This is a genomic window from Streptomyces sp. NPDC059866 (genome assembly GCF_042731325.1).
Lineage (GTDB): Bacteria > Actinomycetota > Actinomycetes > Streptomycetales > Streptomycetaceae > Streptomyces > Streptomyces flavusporus.
This window is the reverse complement of record NZ_JBHWJT010000004.1, coordinates 1-21658: the sequence shown is the minus strand read 5'-3', so window position 1 is coordinate 21658 and position 21658 is coordinate 1. Positions and strand designations below refer to the sequence as shown.

Sequence of the window (21658 nt, the reverse complement as noted above, 5' to 3'; positions counted from 1 at the left end):
TCCCACGATGGAACAGCGGCAGGCCTCGGTCAAAGGGCCGAAGGTCCTGGCAGGCGGCCGGCCGGGACCCACGGGCGGGCCGCCCGCCGGTTCGGTCCTCCAACCGATGCCAGTCATATCTGCGGAACGACCGCGATCGGACACGGCGCGTGATGCAGTACCGCGTGGTTGACCAGGCCGAGCTGCAGCCCCAGGTGGCCGCCGCCTGCGGGCTCCGACGACGAGCAGGTCGGCGCGTGTCGCAGCTTCCAGGAGCACCTGCCGTGCCGGTCCCTCGACCACCTGACCGACCCCAGGAGCAGCTCGGCGAGATCACCGAGCCCTCTGGACCCAAGGACCTGCGCGAAGGCGTTGCGCCCCTTGCCGACCAGGGCGGACGCCGCATCCTCATGCAGCACCTCGCTCGACAGCCGCACCGTGGGAGCGCCCTTCCACGCCCGCTCCAGGGCAGCAGCAACCAGGTCGGCCGCGTTGTGATCCGGCGCCGCCGCATGCACGAGGGAGCAGCACCTCGTGTCGGACTGCCTCGTCGGCGGCCCAGTCCACCGCCTCCAGGCTCGCCTCCGATCCGTCGATACCGACCACCGGGGGAATCGCCACTGCTGCGTCCTCCTCTCGTGCCGGACTCCGCGCCGTTCCGGGCCTGCCACACCAGGGTCCGCATGCGCCGAAGGGTGCTTTGGGGTACTCCTCGAATGAGAAGGGGCCGTGCTCGGCGGGCTGGGCGCAGTCTGGACATGGAGGGACTCACTCACCCTCGTGCCAGCTTCTTACGAGACGGAGGCAGCCGCCATGGAGCCAGTCATCACCGTGGGGCTCGACGGCTCACCCGAGAGCCTCGCCGCCGCCCATTGGGCCGCTGACGAAGCCGAGCGGCGCAAGCTCACTCTGCACCTGCTGCATGCGTGGCCTCTGCTGGCGCCAGAACCGACCAACACCCCCTCGGAGATCGATCAGAACTACTGGGCGAAGCGGATCGTCCACAACGCGCGGGCAGAACTCCAAGCACGGCACCCGGGTCTTTCTGTCGTCGGCGACCTGGTCGCCGAGGACGCCCAGGACGCACTGCTGCAGGCGGCGTCGGAGTCCGAGATGATCGTGCTCGGTTCACAGGGGCTGACGCCCGTCGAGAGCTACTTCATGGGCGACATCAGCATGCCCGTGGTGGCACGCGCTGAGCGGCCGGTGGTGCTGGTGCGTGCCGAGAAGCGCGAAGGAGGGCCGCCGCCCACTCCAGGTACGGCAGGCGCGGTAGTGGTGGCACTGAAACTGCACGGACCGTGCGACGACCTGCTCGAATTCGCCTTCGGCACCGCCGCAATGCGCGGCACGCCTCTTCGCGTCATCCATGGTCAAGCCCTGCCGGTCCACGCGTACGCCCCCTGGGGCGTAGATCATGACGTCACCGACGAGATCGCACAGGACGCGCACAAGCAGCTGAGCCAGGCTCTGCGCCCCTGGCGCGAGAAGTTCCCCGGGGTGGAGGTGGTCGACGTGGTCAGGCTCGACAGTCCCGCCAAGGCCGTCGTACGGGACGCCGAGAGCGCCGGGCTGCTGATCGTCGGCCGACGCAAGCACCGTCCATCCTTGGCACCACGCCTGGGTTCCGTAGCCGACGCCGCCATCCACCACGCATGCTGCCCCGTCGCCGTCGTTCCGCATGACTGAGCTGAATCACGGCGGGGAGCCGACGATGCCGGTCTTCCGCCGACGGCCTTTGCAGACAGGGCCCCGGTGGGCTTGAGCAGCTGCGGCACGTGACTGTGGACCATCGTCCCTTGAAGAGCCCGACGGTCCGGTCGCCCTGGATGCCTACGACGTGTTTGTCCGCGGCACCGACACCGGCGCCCTCAAGGTCATGCTGCACCGCGAGTGAAGCGCCCAGGCCGAGAGTAGCCGCGACGCCCCGTGCCTCCGCAGTGGGACACACGCAGCGCAGCCGACGCAGGTACGGATCGTGGGCGGCCGTGGCAGCAGCCGGACACGGACGTCCACGGCGATGACGCCACCGGGACGGGTCCCAGTACTCGTTCGCCCTCATCGGACTGACGATCGGGATGTTCTCGACGCGCAAGCTGTTCAGGGTGTGGAGCGGCGAGATCGACGAGGGCGTGAGGCGGGACAGGTACGACCACCCGTGCTCACACCTCGTGTTCTGCGTCGTCTCCGTGATCGTCATGTCGTTCGCCGCGTTCGTACTGGCGGGATGATTCACCGAGCCGCCCAGCCGCTCCACCGGTCGACGCGAATGGCGACCACAGGGCCTCGGGGAGGGGTGTGCTCGTACTGGGCGTACTTGCCGCGCAGCAACTCCACCGCCGAAAGCCGTTCCCGCTCATCCTCCAGTACCTCCCCGCGCCCGTCCGCACGGGCCCACCACAGTGCCGACCAGTCCTCGTCGTAGTGGTCGACCAGCACCGTCACCGAGGGGTTCTCCCGGATGTTGCGCAGGCGGCGCAGGTCCCAGGTGCTCTTGGGCTTGTCGTCCACCGCGAAGTACACGACGTCGTGCTCGACCACGAAGGTCACGGGCACCGCATGGGGCACGCCCCGGGTGTCGGCTGTCGCCAGCCGGGCGACCGGCGACCTGACAAATCGTTCCCGAGCGACGAACGGCGCGAGCTTCATGCATCCCACCGTACGTGGATCAAAGAGACGGTCCTTGTGTCGCGGGCGTTCCTTCGCGCAGGCACACGACCGTTCCCGTCCGGACGGCAGTCTGGAGCGCGGTCAGGGCCGGTAGAGGGGGCGTGAGGGGTGTGGTTTCCAACTCGGTCAGGTCGAAGAGGCCGTAGTCATTGTGCTCGGGGCTGCGGGTGATCGTCTGCCTGCGGGTGAGGGTGCCGCCGTCGAAGTAGAAGTCGATCACGGGGCCCGTTCCCTGGACGTCGGCGCGGTGGTCGTATCCGATCAGGCGGGGGGCGTGGTCCAGGACGATGCCTGTCTCCTCGAAGAGTTCTCGTCGTGCTGCGCTGACCGGGTCCTCGCCATGGTCGAGCATTCCACCTGGCAGGCACCAGGTGCCTGCACTCGGCTGGCTCTCGGCGTAGCGCAACAGCAGGATGCGGTCATCGAGGTCATGGAGCAGTACGCAGGACGCGACGATGGCCTGGGGCAGCGTCTTGACCCACTCCTTGCGGGGCAGCACAGGCGGTTCCACTGCGGTCGGGTCCAATGGGGTTCCTTCCGTCGGTCGGGCGGGCAAGGCCAAGCCGCCCACCCGGGGAAACGTGCTGCAGGACAGATGGTCACCGTCGGTCGTGAGAGGGGCCGACAGCCTTCGCACCGCACGCCGTACTCCGAGCACGGTGTCCGCCCCGGCTCATGAGCCCCGTAACTACCAACCGCCCGCTTGCCGCTCGGCCGGCCTGCGCAGGCCCCAGAGCGCTTCTTTTGGATCTTGCGTGCGTAGTGCGCCGGCATTGCGCCTGAGCCGCTTGAACACCAACAGTGTCTTTCGTCACTCCTGGGGAGGACCGGGGCACGGGCCTGTGCCCCCGGACGGGCCGCCGGGGGTGCCGAGACGGTGGCCGGAGGGCCACGGGTTGTCTCATCCCGTGGCCGCCGCCTCGCTGGTGAACACCGGCCGCGCCGCACGCTCCTCTGAGTACGCCTACTCATGCCGACCCGCACCGAGCCGGGGACGATGGGCTGTGCCGACATACAGACGGGAGGCGGGGCATGGGCAGATTTCTGGGGGCGGTGGTAGCCGTCGTGACGGCGGCCGCAGCACTGGTCTTCGCATACGTGGCGGGGGCACCGCCCGCGGTGGTGTTCGCCGTCGGAGCGGGCGTGCTGAGCCTTCTGTGGCTGCTGCTCCTGCTCACGCTGCCTTGGAACCTGTACTTCCGCGCGCATGCGGTGCTCGCTGAGATCGCGGTAAGCCGTGAGAAGGGCATGGAGGTCTCCCCGGCCCGGGATGCCGAGGCCGCGCGCATCGCCCGCACGATGCTCCGGGCGGCGGTCGCGGGTCACGTCCTGACGGCGGCGGTTGTCTTCGCGGTCACCTGGGCGACGGGAGAGTTCACGGGTTACTGGTTCGCCGCGTTCTTCCTGCTGAGCACCTTCTTCCGTCCGGCCGGCGCGTACTTCGGCCAGCTCCGGCGGCGCCTGGGCACCCTCCTCAAGGACGTGACGTATCCGCGGGACGACGTCGTTGAGCTGCATGCCCGGCTGAACCGCGCCGAGGCCGGGACGCGGGCCCTGGAGGAGAAGGCGGAGGAACAGTACCGAGCCCTCGCCGAACTGCGCCGCGCCGTGGACGCGCTGGCCATGAGCACGTACGAGCGGACCGAGGAGTCGGACCGCAGGATCGTCGCGCTGGGCAGGGAGTTCGAGTCCACGGTGAACCGCCTCACCGACAACCAGGAAATCATCGCGGGCGTGAAGGCGTTCCTGCGCCTGCTGCGCTCCACCGACGCGGCCGACGGCGCTCCGGCCTCCGCGTGACCGGGGCCTCACAGCCCGATGCGCGGCCGCCCCATTTCCGCCGGTCGGGGCTCAGAGGGAGACCGCCACCCCCGTGAACGTCGTCTCCGGCGTCTGCGGGCTCGTGAAGCGGGCGTTGACCAGGTACAGCCGGTTGCCGTAGCGGGCGGCTGTGGTGGGGACGTCGAAGCGGGGGTCCGTGATCGTGCGGCGGAGGGTTGCCGTGCGGAGGCCGCGGTCCAGGTCCCAGACGCTGATCAGGTTCAGACGGTTCTGGACGACGTACAGGGTGTGGCCTATGCGGACCAGGCCGTCGCCGTTCACCACCGAGTCCGCGCCGGAGAGGGTGATTTCGCGCGCCTCGCCGGTCTTCAGCGAGACGTGGTAGAGCGTGCCCGGGGTGCTTTTCACGACGATCAGGCCCCGGCCGTCCGGCGTCGCCACGATGCCGTTCGCGTTGTTGACGTCGGGGAGTTGCTCCCAGTCACCCGTCAACGGGAGTTCCCGTACCGCTCCCTTGCCCTCGCGCGGGACGCCGTGGAGCACCGGGTTGCGGGAGTCGGTGAACCAGGCCCGGTCGCCGGTCAGGATGACGTCGTTGATGAACGTGGCGTTGGGGGTGGTGAGTTGGTACGTCCGGACCAGGTCACCCGTGCGGGCGTCCACCACCTTCGCCGTACCGCCGGCGCCTCCCGCCAGGTACAGCAGGCCGTCGCGGTCCAGCTTCAGGCCGATCGACGCCGTGCCCGTCGCGCCCGCGTGGAGGACCCTGCCCTCGCCGGTGCGCAGGTCGGTGCGGTAGACGGCGCCGTTGGCGCGGGAGCCCATGTAGGCGTACGGCTTGCTGCCGATGGTGATGCCCTCGGGGAGCCAGCCGTCGGGGAGCGGGAACTCCGTCGGCCAGGTGGTCTTCGTGCCGGCGTGGGCCGTGCCGGTGCCGGCGGCCACCGTGAGCGCGGCGACGGCGGTACCGCCGAGGAAGGCGCGCCGGGACGGCTGGGGGCGGTTCCGAGTCATGGTTCGGACCTCCGTTAAGGGTGGCGCATGAAGGGTCGGTGCGCCCGATGTAACTCGATGACTTCGGCGAACTCGACCGACTCGGCAAACTCGACAGGAACTCGACAGCGTCACCATCGTCGCAGTCCTCATCAGTGACCGCAGAATCACCAGCTGAAACGACCTTCTAGGAGAGCGGGGCGGGTCGTGACGCGTCGGCGTATACGGGGACGGGGCGGCGTGGGCGTACCGGTGAGGGCTCCGCGGACGGGAGGCGGACCACCGCGTCGAGGCCGCCGGTGGCCGCCGGGCGCAGGTTCACTTCGCCGCCGCTTGCGTGGGCGAGGCGCTGGACCAGGGACAGACCCAGGCCCGTGCCACCCTTGGGGGCGCCGGGCGCACGCCAGAAGCGGTCGAAGGCGCGGGCGCGCTGTTCCGCCGTCATGCCGGGGCCCTCGTCGGTGATGTGCAGGTCGACCCAGCAGGGGCGGCTGTCGCGCAGGGGGCGGCGGGAGGGGGTGTGCAGCCGTAGCTCCATGGTGACCGTGCTGTCGGCGGGGGAGGCCCGCAGTGCGTTGGACAGGAGGTTGTCCAGGATCTGTTCCACGGCGCCGGGGACGGCGAGTACCGGTCCCACGCTGCCAGCGAACAGGACGAGGGAGACGCCCTCGCGTTCGAACAGCGGCAGCCAGGCGCGGTGCCGCTCCGCGCACACCTCGCCCACGTCGACCGGGCCGGGTGTGGCCGCGTTCTCCTCCAGGCGGGCCATCGCCAGCAGGCCCTCGACCATCCGGGCCAGCCGGTCGGTCTCGGTGATGGCGGCGGCGAGCCGGGGCCGGGCACGCCGGGCGACGGCCGGTTCCAGGTTCTCCAGGCGCAGTCGCAGGGCGGCCAGGGGGGTTTTCAGCTGGTGGGAGGCCTCGCCGGCGAAGGCGCGCTGGGAGGCGAGGAGGTGTTCGAGGCGGGCCGCGGTGCGGTTGAACGCGGCCGCCAGGCTGCGTACCTCCGGTGGGCCCGACGTGACCGGCACCGGGGCGGCCGGGCCGCCGTCGGCGAGCCGGTGCGCGGCCTCCTCCAGCCGCCGGAGGGGGCGGCCCGCCCAGCGTGCGAACGCGAACGCCACCGCCCCGACGCCGGTGAGGACGGCGAGGCCCACCAGGGCCAGCAGCAGCCACACCCGGTGTACTCGGGCGTCCACCGCGTCCGTCGGCAGGGTGACCCGTACCGCGCCCTGCGCCGAGCCGTCGGGCGCGCGGTGGCCGACCGGGGCCGCGACCGACAGGTAGTGCACGCCGCCGATCGTGGAGGCGTGGACGTCCGTGCTGGGCCTGCCCTGCAGTGCCGCCGTGACCTCGGGACTGGTGGCGAGGTCGCGTTCCTCCGCGCCGGACAGCCGGGGCGCGGCGGCCAGCAGGGTGCCGTCCGCGGCGAGGACGACCACCTGTCCGCCGATGCGCTCGGCGCAGTGCTCGGCCCGTTCGGCGAGCTGGTCGCGGCGTCGGGCGGCGACCGACAACTCGGCGTACGCGGCCACCGCATCGGCCTCGCTGTTCGCGGAGTTGACGATCCGTTCGCGCTCGGCCCGGGTGTAGACGAACCCCAGGGGAATCTCCAGGCCGAGCAGGACGAGCGCGGCCAGGCTGAGGTGGCTCAGCAGCAGCCGGCGGGTCATGAGGCGGTGGGACCGTGCGGGGGGTCCGGTGCGGGGCTGCGCACGGCGAGCCGGAAGCCGACGCCCCGCAGGGTCTGGATCCACGCCGGGTGGCCCAGCTTGCGGCGCAGGGTGGCGACATGCACGTCCAGGGTCTTGGTGGGGCCCTCGTAGTGGTCGTCCCAGACCCGGTTGAGGATCTCCTGCCGCGAGTAGACCGCTCCGGCGTCCTCGGACAGCAGCGCCAGCAGTTCGAACTCCTTCGGCGTCAGCGTGACGGGCACGTCCCCGACCCACACCTGCCGGGTCCGCCGGTCCACCACGAGAGGGCCGGCTGATGCGGGTGGGGTGTCGTCCGCCGGATCGGTGTACGGCGTCTCGTGGCCGGCCGACTCGCCCTCGTACGACGACTGCTGCGCGTACGGGTCGGCGGCGGGCGGCAGCCGGTGGCGGCGGTGTGCGGCGCGGATCCGGGCCACCAGCTCCCGTACGCTGAACGGCTTCGCCAGATAGTCGTCGGCGCCCAGCTCCAGACCCAGCACCCGGTCGGCCTCCTCGCCCCGTGCGCTGAGGATGATGACGGGGACGTCGGAGGACCGGCGGATGCCGCGGCAGACATCGATGCCGTCCATGTCCGGCAGGCCGAGGTCGAGCAGCACGACATCGCCGTACGGTCCCGCCAGCCCCTCCGCACCGGTGGCCACGTGGTGGACCGTCAGGCCGAAGTGCCGCAGTCCGTCGGCGAGCGGTTCGGCGATCGACTCGTCGTCCTCGATGAGCAGCACTTGTACGCCCATGGCGTCCTGTCTCTCCATGAATCCGGACAGCACGAATCCCGTGCTGTGGGAGTAGACACGCTACAAGGAAATGCACAGGCGCGGACATCGATTCCGGACCTTTGTGAAATGGCCCTCAGAAACCGCTTGTATTTCTTTGCCTTGGGGTTCGCTTAACCTTCCTCTGGGATGCGGGCCCCTACGTTCGTGGCTCCTGGTCGGAACCAGTGTCAGGGAGGCACGATGAAGGCGTTGCTGGACCGCGCCCGCTCGTTCAGGCGACGGGTCGACTTCGAGGGCGACGAATACCGGAAACTGGCCGTCGGGCAATTTCCCGAGGCCTTGTTCATTACCTGCTCGGACTCTCGGGTGATTCCCGCATTGATCACCGGAGCGCGGCCCGGGGAGATATTCGAGCTGCGCAATGCGGGCAATATCGTGCCGCCGTACGACGAGCAGGGCGCGGCCTCCGGCGAGGCCGCCACCATCGAGTACGCGCTCGAAGTGCTGGGTGTTCAGGACGTCGTGGTGTGTGGCCATTCCCACTGCGGGGCCATGAGCGCGCTCACACACGGCACCGATCTGTCCGGGCTGCCGCGCGTCGACGCGTGGCTCGAGCTTGCGCGGCCGGGGCTGGAACCCGTACTCGGCGAGGAGGGAAGGAGGTCGGGGGATCCGGCGCTGCGCGAGGTCGTGCAGCTCAACGTCCGCAACCAACTCGCCGTCCTGCGCGGGTATCCGGTCGCCCGGCGGATGATCGACGCCGGCCGGCTGCGGCTGCACGGCTGGTACTACGAGATCGACACCGGCACGGTCCACGAGCTGGACGAGGACGGCCGGTTCCGGGTGCACGGGTCATGAGCGGGGCGCACCGGCGGGCGGCCGGGCCCCGGAAGGGCGGTTCCGGCAAGGGTTCCGGTACGTCCGCGAAGGCCGACCTCGGCACCGAGATCACCGCCTCGCTCGTGGTGTTCCTGGTGGCGCTGCCGCTGTGCATCGGCGTCGCGGTCGCCTCGGGTGTGCCGGCCGAGCTGGGGATCATCTCCGGGGTCGTCGGCGGGCTGGTGGTCGGGGCGATCCGGGGAAGCACTCTCCAGGTCAGCGGTCCGGCGGCCGGTCTCGCCGCCCTCGTCGCGGAGACCGTGCTCGAACACGGCGTCGTCATGCTCGGAGTGATCGTTCTCTTCTCCGGTGTCCTCCAGATCGTGCTGGGGCTGGTGAAGCTCGGCCGGATGTTCCAGGCGATCTCCCTGGCCGTCGTCCAGGGCATGCTCGCGGGCATCGGGCTGCCGCTGATGTTCAGTCAGCTGTATCCGATGTCCGACGCGAAGGCCCCGGGCACGCCGTTCGAGAACATCGCCGGCGTCCCCGGGCTGGTCGCCGGTGTCGCGGCCGATCCGCAGGCGATGATCGCGGCCGGGCTCGGCGTCGTCACCATCGTGCTCAGCTTCGTCTGGAAGAAGGTGCCGGGCCCGGTGAAGAAGATCCCGGCCGCGCTCGTCGCCGTCGGTATCGGCATCGCGGTCGCCGCACTGCCGGGCGTGAACGTGAAGACGCTCCAGGTCGGCAACCTCGCGGACGCGGTCGACATGCCGGGGCCGGAGCAGTTCGCGGGGCTCGCCGACGCCGGGATCATCACCGCGATCCTCACCTTCACGGTGATCGCGTCGGCGGAGAGCCTGTTCACCGCGGCGGCGGTGGACCGTATGCACACCGGACCGCGCACCAAGTACAACACCGAGCTGATCGCCCAGGGCGCCGGGAACACCGTCGCCGGCATCCTCGGCGCGCTGCCGGTCACGGCGGTCGTCGCCCGCAGCTCGGCGAACGTCCAGGCCGGGGCGAAGACCCGGATCTCCCGCACCCTGCACGGGCTGTGGCTGCTCGCCTTCGCCCTGCTGCTGCCGCAGGTCCTCGCGCTGATCCCGATCTCGGTGCTCGCGGGGGTGCTGGTGCACAGCGGCTGGAAGCTGTTCGCCCCGGATGAGTTCCCCAGGATGTGGCGCCAGGACCGGGGCGAGTTCGCGGTCATGACGCTGACCACCCTCGTCATCACGGCCACCGCGCTGCTGGAGGGCGTCCTCGTCGGCCTCGCGGCCGGAGTGGTGCTGGCCGCGCTGCGGATGTCCCAGGCGGTCGTACGGCAGCACATCGAGGAGGACACCGCCAAGGTCGTCATGGCCGGCAACGCGACCTTCCTGCGGCTGCCGCGCCTGATCGAGGCCCTGGAACAGGCCGCGACCTCGGGCAAGCCGCGCATCCGGCTCGACCTGCTCGGTGTGACCCACCTGGACCATGCCTGCCGCACGCAGATCGACGAGTTCGTGAGCCAGCAGCGGGGGGCGGGGCTTCGGGTGGAGCTGCTGATGCCGGAGCTGACGGACACGGGGGTGCGGGTGCCGGAGGCGAAGGACGCGGGGGAGAGGGTGACGGGCTCGGCGGGCGCGGAGGCCGAGGCGGTGGAGTATCCCGGCCCGGCGGGCGTGCCGACGGGGTATCCCGGTGCGGCAGGCGTCCCCACGGGGCATCCCGGCAGGGGGTATCCGGACGCGGCAGGCGTCTCCACAGGGCATCCCGGCGCGGCAGGTGTGCCGACGGGGTATCCGGACGCGGTAACCGGGCCGACGGGGTATCCGGACGCGGTAACCGGGCCGGCCGGGTATCCGGACGCGGTAACCGGGCCGGCCGGGTATCCGGACGCGGTAAGCGGGCCGGTCGGGTATCCCGATACGGCAGCCGGGCCGGTGGGCTATCCCGACGTGGTAAGCCTGCCCGCTGCCTATCCCGGCGCGGAGTCCTCACCCGCCCCGAGCACCACGGCCGAGTGGTTCTACCTGGACACGCGCCCCCTCCCGGAAACGAGCGACCGCGTGGGCTGACCGTGGGCCGGACCAACCGAGGGCTCCGCGGCGGCCGGTGACGAACCGGCCGCCGCGGAGTCCTCGTCAGCGTCAGGCCGCCCGCACCTCGTACGTCCGCACCCGCACCGACTCGTCGTCCAGGCACTGCCCGGAGACCAGGTCGAAGCGCTGCTTCAGCAGCGGGGAGGCGACGAACGGGCGGCCCTGGTGCGTGCCGGTGAGGCCGCGGGAGAGAACCGCCGCGCCGCTGAACGGGTCACGGTTGTCGATGGCGTAGAGCTCGCCCCTGCGGTCGCGGAACAGGGCCACCTGGCGGCCGTCCGGCAGCAGGGCCGCCACTCCGCGGCCGGGGAGCAGCCGGTTCAGGTCGCAGACCGTGAACCAGCCGTCGGCCAGCTGAAGCTGGACCTTGAGGTCGGTCGTCTCGGGTGCCAGGGTCATCGCTGGGCGCTTCCTTCCAGGGCGGCTTCCTTGGATTCCGTGGGTCGCATGCCGATCGACAGCAGCGGCAGGTCCGGCTTCATCTGGTCGCGTTCGGGGACGAAGCCGACGACCGGGTCGGGGGCGTCGGGCGCGTTCACGAAGGAGACGAACCGGGCCAGCTTCTCGGGGTCGTTGATGGTCTCGGACCACTCGTCGCGGTAGTGCGAGACATGCGCCGCCATCAGCTTCTCCAGCTCGTCGCAGATGCCGAGGGAGTCGTGGACGACCACATCCCGTACGTGCTCCAGGCCGCCCGGGATCCGCTCCAGCCAGGTCGACGTGCGCTCCAGGCGGTCGGCAGTGCGGATGTAGAACATCAGGAACCGGTCGATCAGGCGGATCAGCTCGGCGTCGGACAGGTCCTGGGCGAGGAGGTCCGCGTGGCGCGGGGTGGCGCCGCCGTTGCCCCCGACGTACAGGTTCCAGCCATTGGAGGTGGCGATCACGCCGAAGTCCTTCGACTGGGCCTCGGCGCACTCACGGGCGCAGCCCGACACCGCCGACTTCAGCTTGTGCGGGGAGCGCAGGCCCCGGTAGCGCAGCTCCAGGTCGATCGCCATACGGACGGAGTCCTGGACGCCGTAGCGGCACCAGGTCTGGCCCACGCAGGACTTCACCGTGCGCAGCGACTTGCCGTACGCGTGCCCGGACTCGAAGCCGGCGTCCACCAACCGCGCCCAGATCAGCGGGAGTTGCTCGACCCGCGCGCCGAACATGTCGATGCGCTGACCGCCGGTGATCTTCGTGTAGAGGCCGAAGTCGCGGGCGATCTCGCCGATCACGATCAGTTTCTCCGGGGCGATCTCACCGCCGGGGATACGAGGGACGACGGAGTACGAGCCGTTCTTCTGGAGGTTGGCCAGAAAGTGGTCGTTGGTGTCCTGCAGGGATGCCTGCTCGCCCTCCAGGACATAGCCGTTCGCGCCGATCGTCGGAGCGAGGGAGGCGATGATCGAGGCGACGGCAGGCTTGCAGGTCTCGCAGCCGTCGCCGCCCCGGGCGCCCTCACGGCCGTGACGGTCGAGGAGATCCTGGTACGAGGTGATGCGCAGGGCCAGGACGATCTCGTACAGCTCCTCGCGGGTCTGCGAGAAGCAGCCGCACAGGCCCTTGTCGACCTCGACGCCGCCGGCCTCCAGTTCGGCGTTGACGAGCTGGCCGAGAACCTTGACGCAACTGCCGCAGGTCGTACCGGCCTTGGTGCACTTCTTCACCTCGGGCACGGTCGTGCACTGGTGGTCGGTGACCGCGCCGCGGATCGTGCCCTTGGTGACGTTGTTGCAGGAGCAGATGATCGCCTCGTCCGGCAGCGCGGACGGGCCGAGCTGCGCCGGGGCCCCGGCACCGGCGGGCAGCACCAGCGACTCGGGCGAGACCGGCGGGACCGAGCCGGTGAAGGCCTTCAGCGTGCCGTACGCCTCCGCGTCGCCGACCAGGATGCCGCCGAGCAGTGTGCCGTCGCGGCCGATGACCAGCTTCTTGTACAGGCCCGAGCGGGAGTCGGAGTAGACGACGTCCAGGCAGTCGTCGGCCGTGCCGTGCGCGTCGCCGAAGGACGCCACGTCGACGCCGAGCAGCTTCAGCTTGGTGGACAGGTCGGCGCCGGTGAAGGAGGCCTCGTCCGCGGCGATCGTGGCGGCCACGGTCTCGGCCTGCTCGTAACCGGGGGCCACCAGGCCGTACACCCGGCCGTCCGCCGCCTGCGCGCACTCGCCGATCGCGAACACATGCGGGTCGTTGACCGTGCGGCACTGCTCGTCGACGGTGATGCCGCCGCGCTCGCCGACCGTGAGACCGCAGTCGCGGGCCAGCTGGTCGCGGGGGCGGACGCCGGCGCTGAACACCACCATGTCGACGGCGAGTTCGGAGCCGTCGGACAGCTTCATGCCGGCCACGGCGCCCGAGGCGTCGGCGACGATCTCCTGGGTGCCCGTGCCGGTGTGGACGGTCAGGCCCATGTCCTCGATGGTGCGCAGCAGGGCCGCGCCACCGCCGTCGTCCACCTGCACCGGCATCAGACGCGGCGCGAACTCCACGATGTGGGTGGACAGCCCGAGCCCCTTGAGCGCGCCCGCGGCCTCCAGGCCGAGCAGCCCGCCGCCGACCACCGCACCGGTCGCCGCATGGGACTTGGCGTACTCCTCGATGGCGAGGAGGTCCTCGATCGTGCGGTACACGAAGCAGCCCTCGGCGTCCTTGCCGGGGACCGGCGGGACGAACGGGTACGAGCCGGTGGCCAGGACCAGGGTGTCGTACTCGAAGACGTTCCCCGACCGGGCGGTGACCGTACGGGCCTCGCGGTCGACGGTCTCGGCGGCGTCGCCGACGTACAGCTCGATCGAGTGCTTCTCGATGAACTCCATGTCCGTCATGGACAGGTCGTCCGGGGTCTTGCCCGAGAAGTACGAGGTGAGCGCCACGCGGTCGTACGCCGGACGCGGCTCCTCACAGAGCACGACCACGCGGTGCGTGGCGGTCAGGCCGCGCTCGGCGAGCGCTTCGAGGAAGCGCTGGCCGACCATGCCATGGCCGACGAGCACGATCGTGGGGCGGGGGCCGGTCCCCACAAGTGCGGTCGTGGACATCAGGAGCCTCCATCGTTGGTGAGCAGGTGGAGCAGGGGGCCGCCGTCGGACGGGAGCGGCTCTGCTCCCTCCCAGGCGCGGGCGAGCGCGCCGACGGTGCCGAGTTCGCCGACGAGGACCCCGCCGACCAGGCGGTCGTCGCGGACGACGACCTTGCGGTAGGTGCCGCGGGTGGCGTCGGCGAGCTGCACGACGTCGTCGCCGGGGCGGGGTTCCGTCTCGCCGAACGCGGCGAGGTCGAAGGGGGCCTGACCGGCGAGGGTGAGGCGGGTGAGGGAACGGGTGCCGGTGTAGCGGGCGGCCCCGTCGCCGGCCAGCGACAGGGCGAGCGCGTCGGCCTGTTCGAGGGCGGGAGTGGCCAGTCCGTACACGGTGCCGTCGTGCTGGGCGCAGTCGCCGATGGCCCGGATGTGCGGATCGGACGTACGCAGCTCGTCGTCGACGAGGACGCCCTTGTGCACGGCGAGCCCGGCGGCCTTGGCGAGGCCCGCGCGGGGGCGGACGCCGCAGGCCAGCACCACGAGGTCGGCGTCGAGGGCGTACCCGTCGGCCATCTCCACGGAGCGGACGGCGCCGCCGACGACGCGTACGTCCCGCACCCGGCACTCGGTGTGCACCTCGACGCCCAGATCGGTCAGGTGCCGCTTGACGAGCTTGGACGCGGCCGGGTCGAGCTGGCGCTCCATGAGCCGCTCGGACTGCTGGGCGAGAACGACCTGCGCCCCGCGTACGGCGAGCGCGCGGGCCGCGGAGACCCCGAGGAGACCGCCACCGATGACGACCGCCCGCACACCCGGCCGTACCGCCTTGGACAGGCCCAGGCAGTCGTCCATGGTGCGGAAGGCGTGGACGCCCTCGGGCAGCACATGGTCCGGGGCGAACAGGCCGCGCAGGGGCGGCAGGACCGGGTTGGAGCCGGTGGCCAGGACCAGCGTGTCGTATGCGATCTCCGAGCCGTCCGCACAGCGCACGGTCCGCTCGTCACGGTCGATGTCGGTCACGCGGGCACGGGTCAGCTCCGCGGGCGCCGGGAGGGAGATCACCTCCGGGCTGTACCGCCCGGCCAGCACCTCGGCGAGCAGGACCCGGTTGTACGGGCGGTGCTCCTCCTCGCCGACCAGCAGCGCGGGCGTGCCGAGCTCACCGAGCCGCCGGGCGAGCCGTACGCCCGCGAGGCCGGCGCCGATCACCACCACACGCGTATTCGAGGTCATGCTCATGAGCGTGCGGGGCGGGTGTTACCCGGCCGCATCACGTCTGTTTCACGCGGGGAACTCTGCCCTCAGCGGGGGCGGGGGGTGGATGTGAGGGTTGCGGGGGAGGGGGCGGGGCGGGCTGTGAGGGTGGGGCCGGGAAACGCGGGCGCAGGCCTGAAGGCCGCTGGCCGCGGCCGGAACCTCAGAAGACCCTCAGAAGATCCCCGGCACCCGCGAAATCCGTGGACGCTACAACCGCCCCGTCCATAGGGTCCCGATCATGCCCGACATATCTCTGACCATGGTTGTCCTCCTGTGCCTCGCCGCCCTCGCGGCCGGCTGGATCGATGCCGTGGTCGGCGGGGGCGGCCTGCTGCTGCTCCCCGTGCTGCTGCTCGGGCTCCCGGCCGGCACCCCCGCGGTGTCCGCCCTCGGCACCAACAAGGCGGTCGCCATCGTCGGCACGACGGGCGCGGCCGTGACGTACGCCCGCAAGGCACCCGTCGATGTGCGCACGGCCGTACGCATCGGGCTCGCGGCGCTGGCGGGATCATCGGGCGGGGCGTTCCTCGCGGCCGGGATGAGCACGGACGTGCTCAAGCCGGTGATCATGGTGGTGCTGCTCGGCGTCGCCGCCTTCGTGATCCTCAAGCCCGCGTTCGGCACGGCCCCGGCGCCGGGCCCGGTCAGCCGCCGCCGCGTCCTCGCGGCGATCGGCCTCGCGGGCCTCGGTATCGGTTTCTACGACGGGCTCATCGGCCCCGGCACCGGTACGTTCCTGGTGCTGGCCCTCACCGCCGTCCTGCACCTCGACCTGGTCACCGCCTCGGCCACCGCCAAGATCGTCAACTGCTGCACCAATGCGGGTGCGCTGGCGATGTTCGCCTGGCAGGGCGCGGTGCTGTGGCAGCTGGCGGGGCTGATGGCCGTGTTCAACCTCGCCGGTGGAACGCTCGGCGCGCACACCGCACTGAAGAAGGGCAGCGGTTTCGTCCGGATCGTGCTGCTGACGGTGGTGTTCGCGCTGGTGGCGAACCTGGCGTACGAGCAGTGGGTGGCCTAGGGCATATCAGGCATCGGCTCAGCTGCTCCCGGTCAGATGCGCGAAGACGACGACGTTCCCCTGGTAGCCGGTGCTGCGCGAGTAGGTTCCGCCGCAGGTGATCACCCGCAGCTCGGGCCGGGGCGCCGCCCCGTACACCTTCTTGTCGGGGAAGTCCTTCGCGTCGTACACCTCGACCGCGTCCACGCTGAACCGCGCCACACTGCCGTCCCGCCGGTCCACCTCGATGGTGCTGCCCCGTTTCAGGGCGCCGAGCCGGTAGAAGACGGCGGGGCCGTCGGCGTTGTCGACATGGCCGGCGACGATGGCGGTGCCCCGCTCGCCGGGCGTGGTGCCGGCCTCGTACCAGCCGGCGAGGTTCCTGGGCGCGGTGGGCGGCGCCTCCAGGTTGCCGGTCCTGTTCAGCCCCAGACCCGTCAGGGGCGCGTCCACCCGGATCGCGGGAATGCGGATACGGTCCGGCGGCGACGGCGGCAGCGCGGGCGCCGTGGACTGCCGTACGGTCTGGCCGGTGTGTGCCTGGGCGGCCGACGGCTGGGGCGGGGCGTTCGTCCGGGCGCCGCTGCTCAGCAGCCACACACCGGTGAAGAGGGCGACGGTGGTGACGGCCGCTATCGCGGCGTTCCCCGGGTTGTCGACTATGCGCACACGAGCCTCCTGGCCTGACCGCCCCCCTCCGGGCCGCGAGGGGCATCGGACCCGGAGGGGGGCGGGGACTTGCGGTACCGGCGGACGGACGGCGGAGGGTGTCCGTCAGATCCCGTCGCCTCTCGCCCGGCGATGCAGGAGCCAGGTACCGCCCGCAGCGGCGACAGCGAGAGCCGCAACGCCGGCCGCGGTCTGTACGGGGTCGGGGCCCAGGGCGCCGCCGACCCCCGTCTTCACACTTCCGCGGGGGTACGCCTGACCGGCGGCGGAGAGGATGACCACCAGATCGGCGCGGACCTCCGAGGCGCCCTGGGTGCACTTCACGACGATCTCGTACGTCCCCGGCTGCGCGCTCGGCGGCACCCGGAAGCGTCCGATGTCGTCGCCCTCGTCCCCATCGGTGCCGGGGGCAAGCGCGAAGGTCCCGGCACCGACCGCGGTGGCGTCCCCCTCCGCCATACCGCCGTCGCCGCAGGCCGAGGTGTTCACGGTGACGTCATGACCCGGCACCACGGTGGAGGGATACACCTCGAGCCGGCCGCCTTCCGCGCCGTACGCCGGGGCGGACAGCGCGCCCGCCGTGGCGACGGCGAGCGCGGTACCGGTCAGCAGACGGGCGGTACGTCGCATCGGCATGCTCCTTCGAGCTCATCGGGCCCCTGCACTTCCGAGGAAATCCGCACCGGGGCGAGCCCGCTTCCTGAGCGCCTGTCAGAAAATACGATGAATGGGTGTCGCGGGCCGCGTCCACGAGCCGTAGCGGGCACTGTTTCAGCAGGTCACAGACGTGCGACGGGCGCGCTGCGGAAAGAGCCCGAAGGGCATCCGGTGAAGGTGTGAACGGGTGACGAGCCCCGCGGTGCTGGATCGGTCGGCGTGGTGGGGGCGGGCCGCGCTCGTGGGCCGGGCGGTGCCTCCGGTGTAGCGTTCACCCTCAATTCATTGCAACGATCAAGGCTCGCTTGTTGCATTAGATATGAACCATTGCAACGATTTACTTACTTCTACCTGCGGTAATGAGCATCATGCGCAATGATTTCGTTGCCTAATCTATGAATGCAACGTAGCGTTTCCGTCGTGAGAAACGACGGGTCGAAGGTCTCGCAAGTCGAGAGGTGCGCGTTTCGCGAAGTCGGCGATCAAAGGGGGCGGATCATGGAAACAGCGCAGGACCAGCAGCAGGCGGCACCCGGCGCCTTCACCGCCTTCGCCCGCTTCGTACTCTGCGGCGGCGGAGTGGGGCTCGCCTCCAGCTTCGCCGTGGCGGCCCTCGCCTCCTGGATTCCCTGGAGCCTGGCCAACGCCCTGGTCACCGTGATTTCCACGCTCCTCGCCACCGAGTTGCACGCCCGCTTCACCTTCGGCGCAGGCGGTCGCGCGACCTGGCGTCAGCATGCGCAGTCGGCCGGGTCCGCGGCAGCCGCGTATGCGGTGACCAGCGTGGCGATGCTTGTCCTGCAGCAACTGGTGGCGGCACCCGGTGCGTTGCTCGAGCAGGTCGTCTACCTGTCCGCCTCCGCCCTCGCCGGTGTCGCGCGGTTCGCGGTGCTGCGCCTCGTCGTCTTCGCGCGGAACCACTCGCAGGTCGCGGCCACCGCCCGTCCCGTGCACGCGACCATGACCCGCGCCGCGGCACCCGCCGGCCCAGCGGTGCTCTGCCGCACCGCCTGACCGAGAACGGGAGGCACCCGCCGGCCGGCCCTGCTTCCGATGCGAACGTCTTCAGTACGCCCCGAACGACCAGAAGACGCCGACCTCGTCGTCGGTCACCGCGATCAGGCCCAGGTCCTCGAAGAAGTCGAGGCCGTCGAGGTACTCGGAGGTGAGGAAACTATGGGATTCAGTGCCCTGGAGGCCCGCTGCGAGGAAGTCCGGGGCCGGGTCGGAGGCGGCGGTCGTCGCGTTGGTCCAGTAGCGCGAGGTGGGCCCGTACCGGTCGAGCAGGGTCCGGGCATCCGCCAGCACGGCGTCCCGGTCCGGGCGGGAGCGGACGGGAGCAGGTTCCGACTGCCACTCCTCGGCCATGATGGCGAGCGCGGCGACCGCCGCCTCCTCCTCCAGGGGGTAAAGGTGTCCGGGCAACTCTGATGCGTCCGGGGGCGAAGGGGTACGCAGGCATCGTGTGGCGGGCGGCGTTGATGCGGTCCTGGTCCAGCCGGACCCAGCCCCGGGGGTCCGGGACCGACCGGTGCAGCACGGCGCGGACGTCGTGCGCCCAGTCCTCCTAGCACCGAGGGCCGGTAGCCACGAAGGTGTACGTGTCGTCGAGCAGCCGCAGCGCCGCCGCGTTCCAGGGACAGCGACGGGAGCGGAACTCCATCAGCAGACTGCCGACTTGGCGGGCAAAGGCGTCCTTCGGCTCGCAGGGGATGCGCCGGAGCCGGTCGAGGGCCCAGTGGACGAGCTCGCTTCCCCCTTCAGCTGCAAGACGGACCGGACCCTGCGGGAGCGGGAGGTCCGTTCCGTCCCATAGCGCCTCCAGGTGCGCGTCGAGCAGGTCCAGGGCGATCCGGTCGGCAGGCAGGGGCATCTCGCCACTGTAGGCCGTCTCTTTCGGACCATGCCGGCCCGGGGTGATGCCTCGTCATGGCTGCTGTGGGAGGACAGGCATTCGGCGAGGACGACACCCTCCTCGATCCCCTGCGCGGCTCCCTGGCCGAGGTGCGGGGTCACGGCGTGGACGGCGTCGCCGATCAGCACGATCCGTCCGTTGTGCCACGGCGCGGGCCCCTCAGTCGTCGGCATCTTTCTTTGCTCTGCCAGGTCCACGACTCAGGAGCAGGAGCGGACCGCATCGTCCCACGCGCGGGGACTGCGGTAGTGGTTCTTGTGCCCCGCGGCGAGCACGTGGCGTAGTTCCGTAAGGTGCTGGGTGTTCGTCGGGAGATCCAGCTGGTCGAGGAGGGCCAGTGCGGCGGCGGGTTCCAGATCGCCGTAGACATCGTGGTAGCTCGCCCGGAGGCCGTAGAAGAGGGCTGAGTGCAAGGCGGGGAGCTGCACGGCGGTGCGGTACGTCGGCTCCTTCACCAGCCAGGGCACCGGGCCCGAACACTCCAGAACCCGACGGGCTCGGCGGAGCAGGGCTTCCGAGCGACCGGCCACCACTCGGTCGATGTCGTTACCGAGCACTTCGGCGAAGGCCGTCGCGGCAGTACTGCGGTCCTCGAACCAGTCCACCCACAGCGAGTAGGTGACGGCCTCGACGTCCCTGTCCGCCTCCAGTCGCCGGCGGTAGCCGTCCCACAGCACGTCGGCTGGAAGGGGGCCCTTTGCGCTCTCGTCCGCGAATCGGATCTCGCACGTGACCCAGTATTCGTTGAGGAGGTCGAGCAGCCCGAAGGCCAGCCGTACCTGGTCGGCTGCATCCAGGTCTTCGGCGAATACTTCGCCCGCCCAGGAATGCGCCACTTGGCTGGTGGTGAGCAGCGCGTCGGGCGCCTCGTCGCTCACCCACCCGTCGCGCACCTGGCTAACGCCCTGATCAGCCAGCCAACGCCGCGCCGCCTCCGCGGCTTGCATCTCCATTCGGGGAGTATGGCAAGCGTCGCAAGCTCCGAACGAATCCGCCTGGAGGCTGTCGTCGAACCTTGGCCAACGACCACCCAGGGTCAGAGCTGGTCCAGCTGCCGCAGTGCAGTCGCGTCGCGGGTCAGGGGAGGAAGTCGGCTGTCAGAGGGGTGTGTCAGAGTCTTTGCATGCTCGAGATCGTGGTGAAGACGGAGAACTGGGAGCGGCACGTCCGTGTGTCCGCCGAGGAGCTGGCCAGCCTGGTTCGGCGCATCGGCGGTGACGGTGATCGGTTCCTCGTGGCCCAGCGGATACCTGACCTGCCTGACGTCTTCGCCCAGGTCTGGCACCAGGCCGGTGGTGACTACACGTTGGAGTACCGTGACGGTGCCGCTGACCGGCACTTCCAGGCGATGGCCGACAGGCCCGAGGCCGTGATTGCGGCGATTACCGGCTGGGCACGCCAGGAGGCCGGATGGGACGGTGGTCTGGCTTGGTCGCTGCTGGACATGGGCCCCACCCAGGAGGTGCCGCCGCTCGACCTCGACGAAGCCGAGCGCGAGGAGTTGGAAAAGCGCGTCCGCGAGGTGCTGATCGGCGGCTACGCCTCCCGTGCCGAACTGGCTGAGCTTGCTGAGGAGTACCTGGTCACCAGGGACCGCCGACCCGTTTCGCGCGAGCAGGCACAGGCGCTGGCCGACCGGTTGTGGCTGGAGCGCGTCGTGGAGCAAGCCAAATGGCAAGGCGAGACCGACCCTGAGCGACTCACCCGTGCGTTCACCGCCCTGCAAGAGGCCGGTATCACGGCCCGCGAGAACTTCGCCTGTTGCCGTAGCTGCGGCCAGTCCGAGATCGGCGGTGAAGGCGAGCCCGACGCCCGCGGTTATGTCTACTTCCACACCCAGTGCACGGATTCCGCCGCAGTCGGCCATGGACTGATGCTCCTCTACGGCGGCTTCGACGGCTCGTCCGAGACCACCGCAGCCATCGGCCACGAGGTCGTGGCTGCCCTCGAAGCAGCTGGCCTCCACGCCGAGTGGGACCGTGACCCCGGCCAGGCCATCACTGTCACCCCACTGGACTGGCGCCGTCGCCTCGTCGGCTAGGACCGACGCAAAAGATCACACCCCCCTGAGGAGTGAGGCGAGGGTGACGGCTGCCTGGTAGGACTCGGCTGTCTTGTCGTAGCGAGTTGGTGCGCCACGAGGCGCCATGGGGTCGAGTGAGGTGAGAGACCTTCACCGCCGGGTTGTCGCAGCAACCTGGTTGAAGCAGGGGGCAGTTCGCCTCGGAGGCTGCCGAGGTGGGCGGTAAGCAGCCCCGACAACGTCGGGACGGGCTGGCACTGCCAGACAGCCCGGGTCCGGCCAGCGAGACGGGAAGGTGCACGCGAGGAACCAGTGCTTGACGCCCCGTAATTACGACACCGGCTCCAACCTGGCGGATCTGGGCCGGACGCAGTGC

At 70.6% G+C, this 21658-nt stretch carries 21 protein-coding genes and 2 pseudogenes; 8 read left to right on the top strand and 15 right to left on the bottom strand.

Going from position 1 to position 21658, the window contains the following annotated elements; genetic code table 11:
• Positions 1-113: 113 nt before the first annotated feature.
• A pseudogene (locus tag ACFV7R_RS06585) lies at positions 114-600 on the bottom strand (universal stress protein).
• A 192-nt stretch (positions 601-792) separates the two neighbouring features.
• On the opposite strand from ACFV7R_RS06585, the gene ACFV7R_RS06580 reads away from it, so the two are divergent.
• A complete protein-coding gene (locus tag ACFV7R_RS06580) occupies positions 793-1668 on the top strand; it encodes a universal stress protein (RefSeq protein WP_385260649.1) in 876 nt (291 codons plus the stop codon).
• A 389-nt stretch (positions 1669-2057) separates the two neighbouring features.
• On the top strand, positions 2058-2210 hold the full coding sequence (locus tag ACFV7R_RS06575; protein WP_385260648.1) for a hypothetical protein: 153 nt from the start codon (positions 2058-2060) through the stop codon (positions 2208-2210).
• Position 2211: 1 nt separating this feature from the next.
• Here the strand turns inward: ACFV7R_RS06575 and ACFV7R_RS06570 are convergent, their stop codons facing one another.
• Together ACFV7R_RS06570 and ACFV7R_RS06565 are read right to left on the bottom strand one after the other, a co-directional pair.
• Positions 2212-2628 carry a TIGR03668 family PPOX class F420-dependent oxidoreductase gene (locus ACFV7R_RS06570; RefSeq protein WP_385260645.1) on the bottom strand — a complete coding sequence of 139 codons (417 nt, stop codon included), beginning with the start codon at positions 2626-2628 and terminating at the stop codon, positions 2212-2214.
• 19 nt (positions 2629-2647) lie between these two features.
• Entirely contained in the window at positions 2648-3175 is a 528-nt protein-coding gene (locus ACFV7R_RS06565) for an NUDIX hydrolase (RefSeq protein ID WP_385260643.1), read from the bottom strand.
• A gap of 506 nt (positions 3176-3681) precedes the next feature.
• On the opposite strand from ACFV7R_RS06565, the gene ACFV7R_RS06560 reads away from it, so the two are divergent.
• Positions 3682-4449, top strand: coding sequence for a hypothetical protein (locus tag ACFV7R_RS06560; protein ID WP_385260641.1), 768 nt, complete (start codon positions 3682-3684; stop codon positions 4447-4449).
• A 51-nt stretch (positions 4450-4500) separates the two neighbouring features.
• Here ACFV7R_RS06560 and ACFV7R_RS06555 read toward each other — a convergent pair whose 3' ends face one another.
• The 3 genes from ACFV7R_RS06555 to ACFV7R_RS06545 all read right to left on the bottom strand — a co-directional run bounded on the left by ACFV7R_RS06555 (position 4501) and on the right by ACFV7R_RS06545 (position 7872).
• Positions 4501-5445, bottom strand: a complete 945-nt coding sequence (locus ACFV7R_RS06555) for an SMP-30/gluconolactonase/LRE family protein (protein WP_385260639.1) — start codon at positions 5443-5445, stop codon at positions 4501-4503.
• A gap of 166 nt (positions 5446-5611) precedes the next feature.
• Positions 5612-7096 carry a sensor histidine kinase gene (locus ACFV7R_RS06550; protein ID WP_385260637.1) on the bottom strand — a complete coding sequence of 495 codons (1485 nt, stop codon included), beginning with the start codon at positions 7094-7096 and terminating at the stop codon, positions 5612-5614.
• The gene (locus tag ACFV7R_RS06545) at positions 7093-7872 is read right to left on the bottom strand and encodes a response regulator transcription factor (RefSeq protein ID WP_385260635.1); all 780 of its coding nucleotides are present in this window, start codon (positions 7870-7872) and stop codon (positions 7093-7095) included. The genes ACFV7R_RS06550 and ACFV7R_RS06545 overlap by 4 nt, the downstream gene beginning before the upstream one ends.
• Before the next feature lie 222 nt (positions 7873-8094).
• Between ACFV7R_RS06545 and ACFV7R_RS06540 the strand changes: the two genes are divergently transcribed.
• Positions 8095-8712, top strand: a complete 618-nt coding sequence (locus ACFV7R_RS06540) for a carbonic anhydrase (RefSeq protein ID WP_385260633.1) — start codon at positions 8095-8097, stop codon at positions 8710-8712.
• Positions 8709-10730, top strand: a complete 2022-nt coding sequence (locus tag ACFV7R_RS06535) for a SulP family inorganic anion transporter (RefSeq protein ID WP_385260631.1) — start codon at positions 8709-8711, stop codon at positions 10728-10730. Before ACFV7R_RS06540 ends, ACFV7R_RS06535 begins: the two co-directional genes overlap by 4 nt.
• A 72-nt stretch (positions 10731-10802) precedes the next feature.
• On the opposite strand, the gene nirD is transcribed toward ACFV7R_RS06535, so the two are convergent.
• From nirD to ACFV7R_RS06520, 3 genes are read right to left on the bottom strand one after another with little or no spacing between them, the layout of a single operon-like run.
• The gene (nirD, locus tag ACFV7R_RS06530; protein ID WP_385260629.1) at positions 10803-11153 is read right to left on the bottom strand and encodes a nitrite reductase small subunit NirD; all 351 of its coding nucleotides are present in this window, start codon (positions 11151-11153) and stop codon (positions 10803-10805) included.
• A complete protein-coding gene (gene nirB, locus ACFV7R_RS06525) occupies positions 11150-13780 on the bottom strand; it encodes a nitrite reductase large subunit NirB (protein WP_385260626.1) in 2631 nt (876 codons plus the stop codon). The genes nirD and nirB overlap by 4 nt, the downstream gene beginning before the upstream one ends.
• Entirely contained in the window at positions 13780-14994 is a 1215-nt protein-coding gene (locus ACFV7R_RS06520; RefSeq protein WP_385260624.1) for an NAD(P)/FAD-dependent oxidoreductase, read from the bottom strand. The genes nirB and ACFV7R_RS06520 overlap by 1 nt, the downstream gene beginning before the upstream one ends.
• Positions 14995-15256: 262 nt before the next feature.
• Here ACFV7R_RS06520 and ACFV7R_RS06515 point away from each other — a divergent pair, with 262 nt between their 5' ends.
• A complete protein-coding gene (locus ACFV7R_RS06515; RefSeq protein ID WP_385260621.1) occupies positions 15257-16039 on the top strand; it encodes a sulfite exporter TauE/SafE family protein in 783 nt (260 codons plus the stop codon).
• Between the two features lie 18 nt (positions 16040-16057).
• Here ACFV7R_RS06515 and ACFV7R_RS06510 read toward each other — a convergent pair whose 3' ends face one another.
• Positions 16058-16687 carry a class F sortase gene (locus ACFV7R_RS06510; RefSeq protein WP_129801903.1) on the bottom strand — a complete coding sequence of 210 codons (630 nt, stop codon included), beginning with the start codon at positions 16685-16687 and terminating at the stop codon, positions 16058-16060.
• A 105-nt stretch (positions 16688-16792) separates the two neighbouring features.
• Positions 16793-17317 carry a hypothetical protein gene (locus ACFV7R_RS06505; RefSeq protein ID WP_385260618.1) on the bottom strand — a complete coding sequence of 175 codons (525 nt, stop codon included), beginning with the start codon at positions 17315-17317 and terminating at the stop codon, positions 16793-16795.
• Between the two features lie 525 nt (positions 17318-17842).
• Here ACFV7R_RS06505 and ACFV7R_RS06500 point away from each other — a divergent pair.
• Positions 17843-18358 carry a hypothetical protein gene (locus ACFV7R_RS06500; RefSeq protein WP_385260617.1) on the top strand — a complete coding sequence of 172 codons (516 nt, stop codon included), beginning with the start codon at positions 17843-17845 and terminating at the stop codon, positions 18356-18358.
• A gap of 51 nt (positions 18359-18409) precedes the next feature.
• On the opposite strand, the gene ACFV7R_RS06495 is transcribed toward ACFV7R_RS06500, so the two are convergent.
• The 4 genes and pseudogenes from ACFV7R_RS06495 to ACFV7R_RS06480 all read right to left on the bottom strand — a co-directional run bounded on the left by ACFV7R_RS06495 (position 18410) and on the right by ACFV7R_RS06480 (position 20212).
• Positions 18410-18769, bottom strand: a complete 360-nt coding sequence (locus tag ACFV7R_RS06495) for a hypothetical protein (RefSeq protein ID WP_385260614.1) — start codon at positions 18767-18769, stop codon at positions 18410-18412.
• A gap of 142 nt (positions 18770-18911) precedes the next feature.
• Complete coding sequence (locus ACFV7R_RS06490; protein WP_385261425.1) at positions 18912-19217, bottom strand: hypothetical protein; 306 nt, start codon at positions 19215-19217, stop codon at positions 18912-18914.
• A 77-nt stretch (positions 19218-19294) separates the two neighbouring features.
• A pseudogene (locus ACFV7R_RS06485) lies at positions 19295-19432 on the bottom strand (FAD-dependent monooxygenase); the annotation flags it as partial.
• A gap of 27 nt (positions 19433-19459) precedes the next feature.
• On the bottom strand, positions 19460-20212 hold the full coding sequence (locus ACFV7R_RS06480) for a hypothetical protein (RefSeq protein ID WP_385260611.1): 753 nt from the start codon (positions 20210-20212) through the stop codon (positions 19460-19462).
• A 170-nt stretch (positions 20213-20382) separates the two neighbouring features.
• Here ACFV7R_RS06480 and ACFV7R_RS06475 point away from each other — a divergent pair, with 170 nt between their 5' ends.
• Positions 20383-21300, top strand: coding sequence for a DUF6891 domain-containing protein (locus ACFV7R_RS06475; RefSeq protein ID WP_385260609.1), 918 nt, complete (start codon positions 20383-20385; stop codon positions 21298-21300).
• Positions 21301-21658 lie beyond the last annotated feature (358 nt).

Bases quoted from the DNA above. Each gene is read 5' to 3' on its own strand.
- nirB (WP_385260626.1), bottom strand. From the start codon at position 13,780: ATGTCCACGACCGCACTTGTGGGGACCGGCCCCCGCCCCACGATCGTG.
- ACFV7R_RS06550 (WP_385260637.1), bottom strand. From the start codon at position 7,096: ATGACCCGCCGGCTGCTGCTGAGCCACCTCAGCCTGGCCGCGCTCGTC.
- ACFV7R_RS06490 (WP_385261425.1), bottom strand. From the start codon at position 19,217: ATGCCCCTGCCTGCCGACCGGATCGCCCTGGACCTGCTCGACGCGCAC.
- ACFV7R_RS06500 (WP_385260617.1), top strand. From the start codon at position 17,843: ATGGAAACAGCGCAGGACCAGCAGCAGGCGGCACCCGGCGCCTTCACC.
- ACFV7R_RS06570 (WP_385260645.1), bottom strand. From the start codon at position 2,628: ATGAAGCTCGCGCCGTTCGTCGCTCGGGAACGATTTGTCAGGTCGCCG.
- ACFV7R_RS06515 (WP_385260621.1), top strand. From the start codon at position 15,257: ATGCCCGACATATCTCTGACCATGGTTGTCCTCCTGTGCCTCGCCGCC.
- nirD (WP_385260629.1), bottom strand. From the start codon at position 11,153: ATGACCCTGGCACCCGAGACGACCGACCTCAAGGTCCAGCTTCAGCTG.
- ACFV7R_RS06520 (WP_385260624.1), bottom strand. From the start codon at position 14,994: ATGACCTCGAATACGCGTGTGGTGGTGATCGGCGCCGGCCTCGCGGGC.
- ACFV7R_RS06555 (WP_385260639.1), bottom strand. From the start codon at position 5,445: ATGACTCGGAACCGCCCCCAGCCGTCCCGGCGCGCCTTCCTCGGCGGT.
- ACFV7R_RS06560 (WP_385260641.1), top strand. From the start codon at position 3,682: ATGGGCAGATTTCTGGGGGCGGTGGTAGCCGTCGTGACGGCGGCCGCA.
- ACFV7R_RS06580 (WP_385260649.1), top strand. From the start codon at position 793: ATGGAGCCAGTCATCACCGTGGGGCTCGACGGCTCACCCGAGAGCCTC.
- ACFV7R_RS06505 (WP_385260618.1), bottom strand. From the start codon at position 17,317: ATGCGACGTACCGCCCGTCTGCTGACCGGTACCGCGCTCGCCGTCGCC.
- ACFV7R_RS06475 (WP_385260609.1), top strand. From the start codon at position 20,383: ATGCTCGAGATCGTGGTGAAGACGGAGAACTGGGAGCGGCACGTCCGT.
- ACFV7R_RS06535 (WP_385260631.1), top strand. From the start codon at position 8,709: ATGAGCGGGGCGCACCGGCGGGCGGCCGGGCCCCGGAAGGGCGGTTCC.
- ACFV7R_RS06480 (WP_385260611.1), bottom strand. From the start codon at position 20,212: ATGGAGATGCAAGCCGCGGAGGCGGCGCGGCGTTGGCTGGCTGATCAG.
- ACFV7R_RS06540 (WP_385260633.1), top strand. From the start codon at position 8,095: ATGAAGGCGTTGCTGGACCGCGCCCGCTCGTTCAGGCGACGGGTCGAC.
- ACFV7R_RS06575 (WP_385260648.1), top strand. From the start codon at position 2,058: ATGTTCTCGACGCGCAAGCTGTTCAGGGTGTGGAGCGGCGAGATCGAC.
- ACFV7R_RS06545 (WP_385260635.1), bottom strand. From the start codon at position 7,872: ATGGGCGTACAAGTGCTGCTCATCGAGGACGACGAGTCGATCGCCGAA.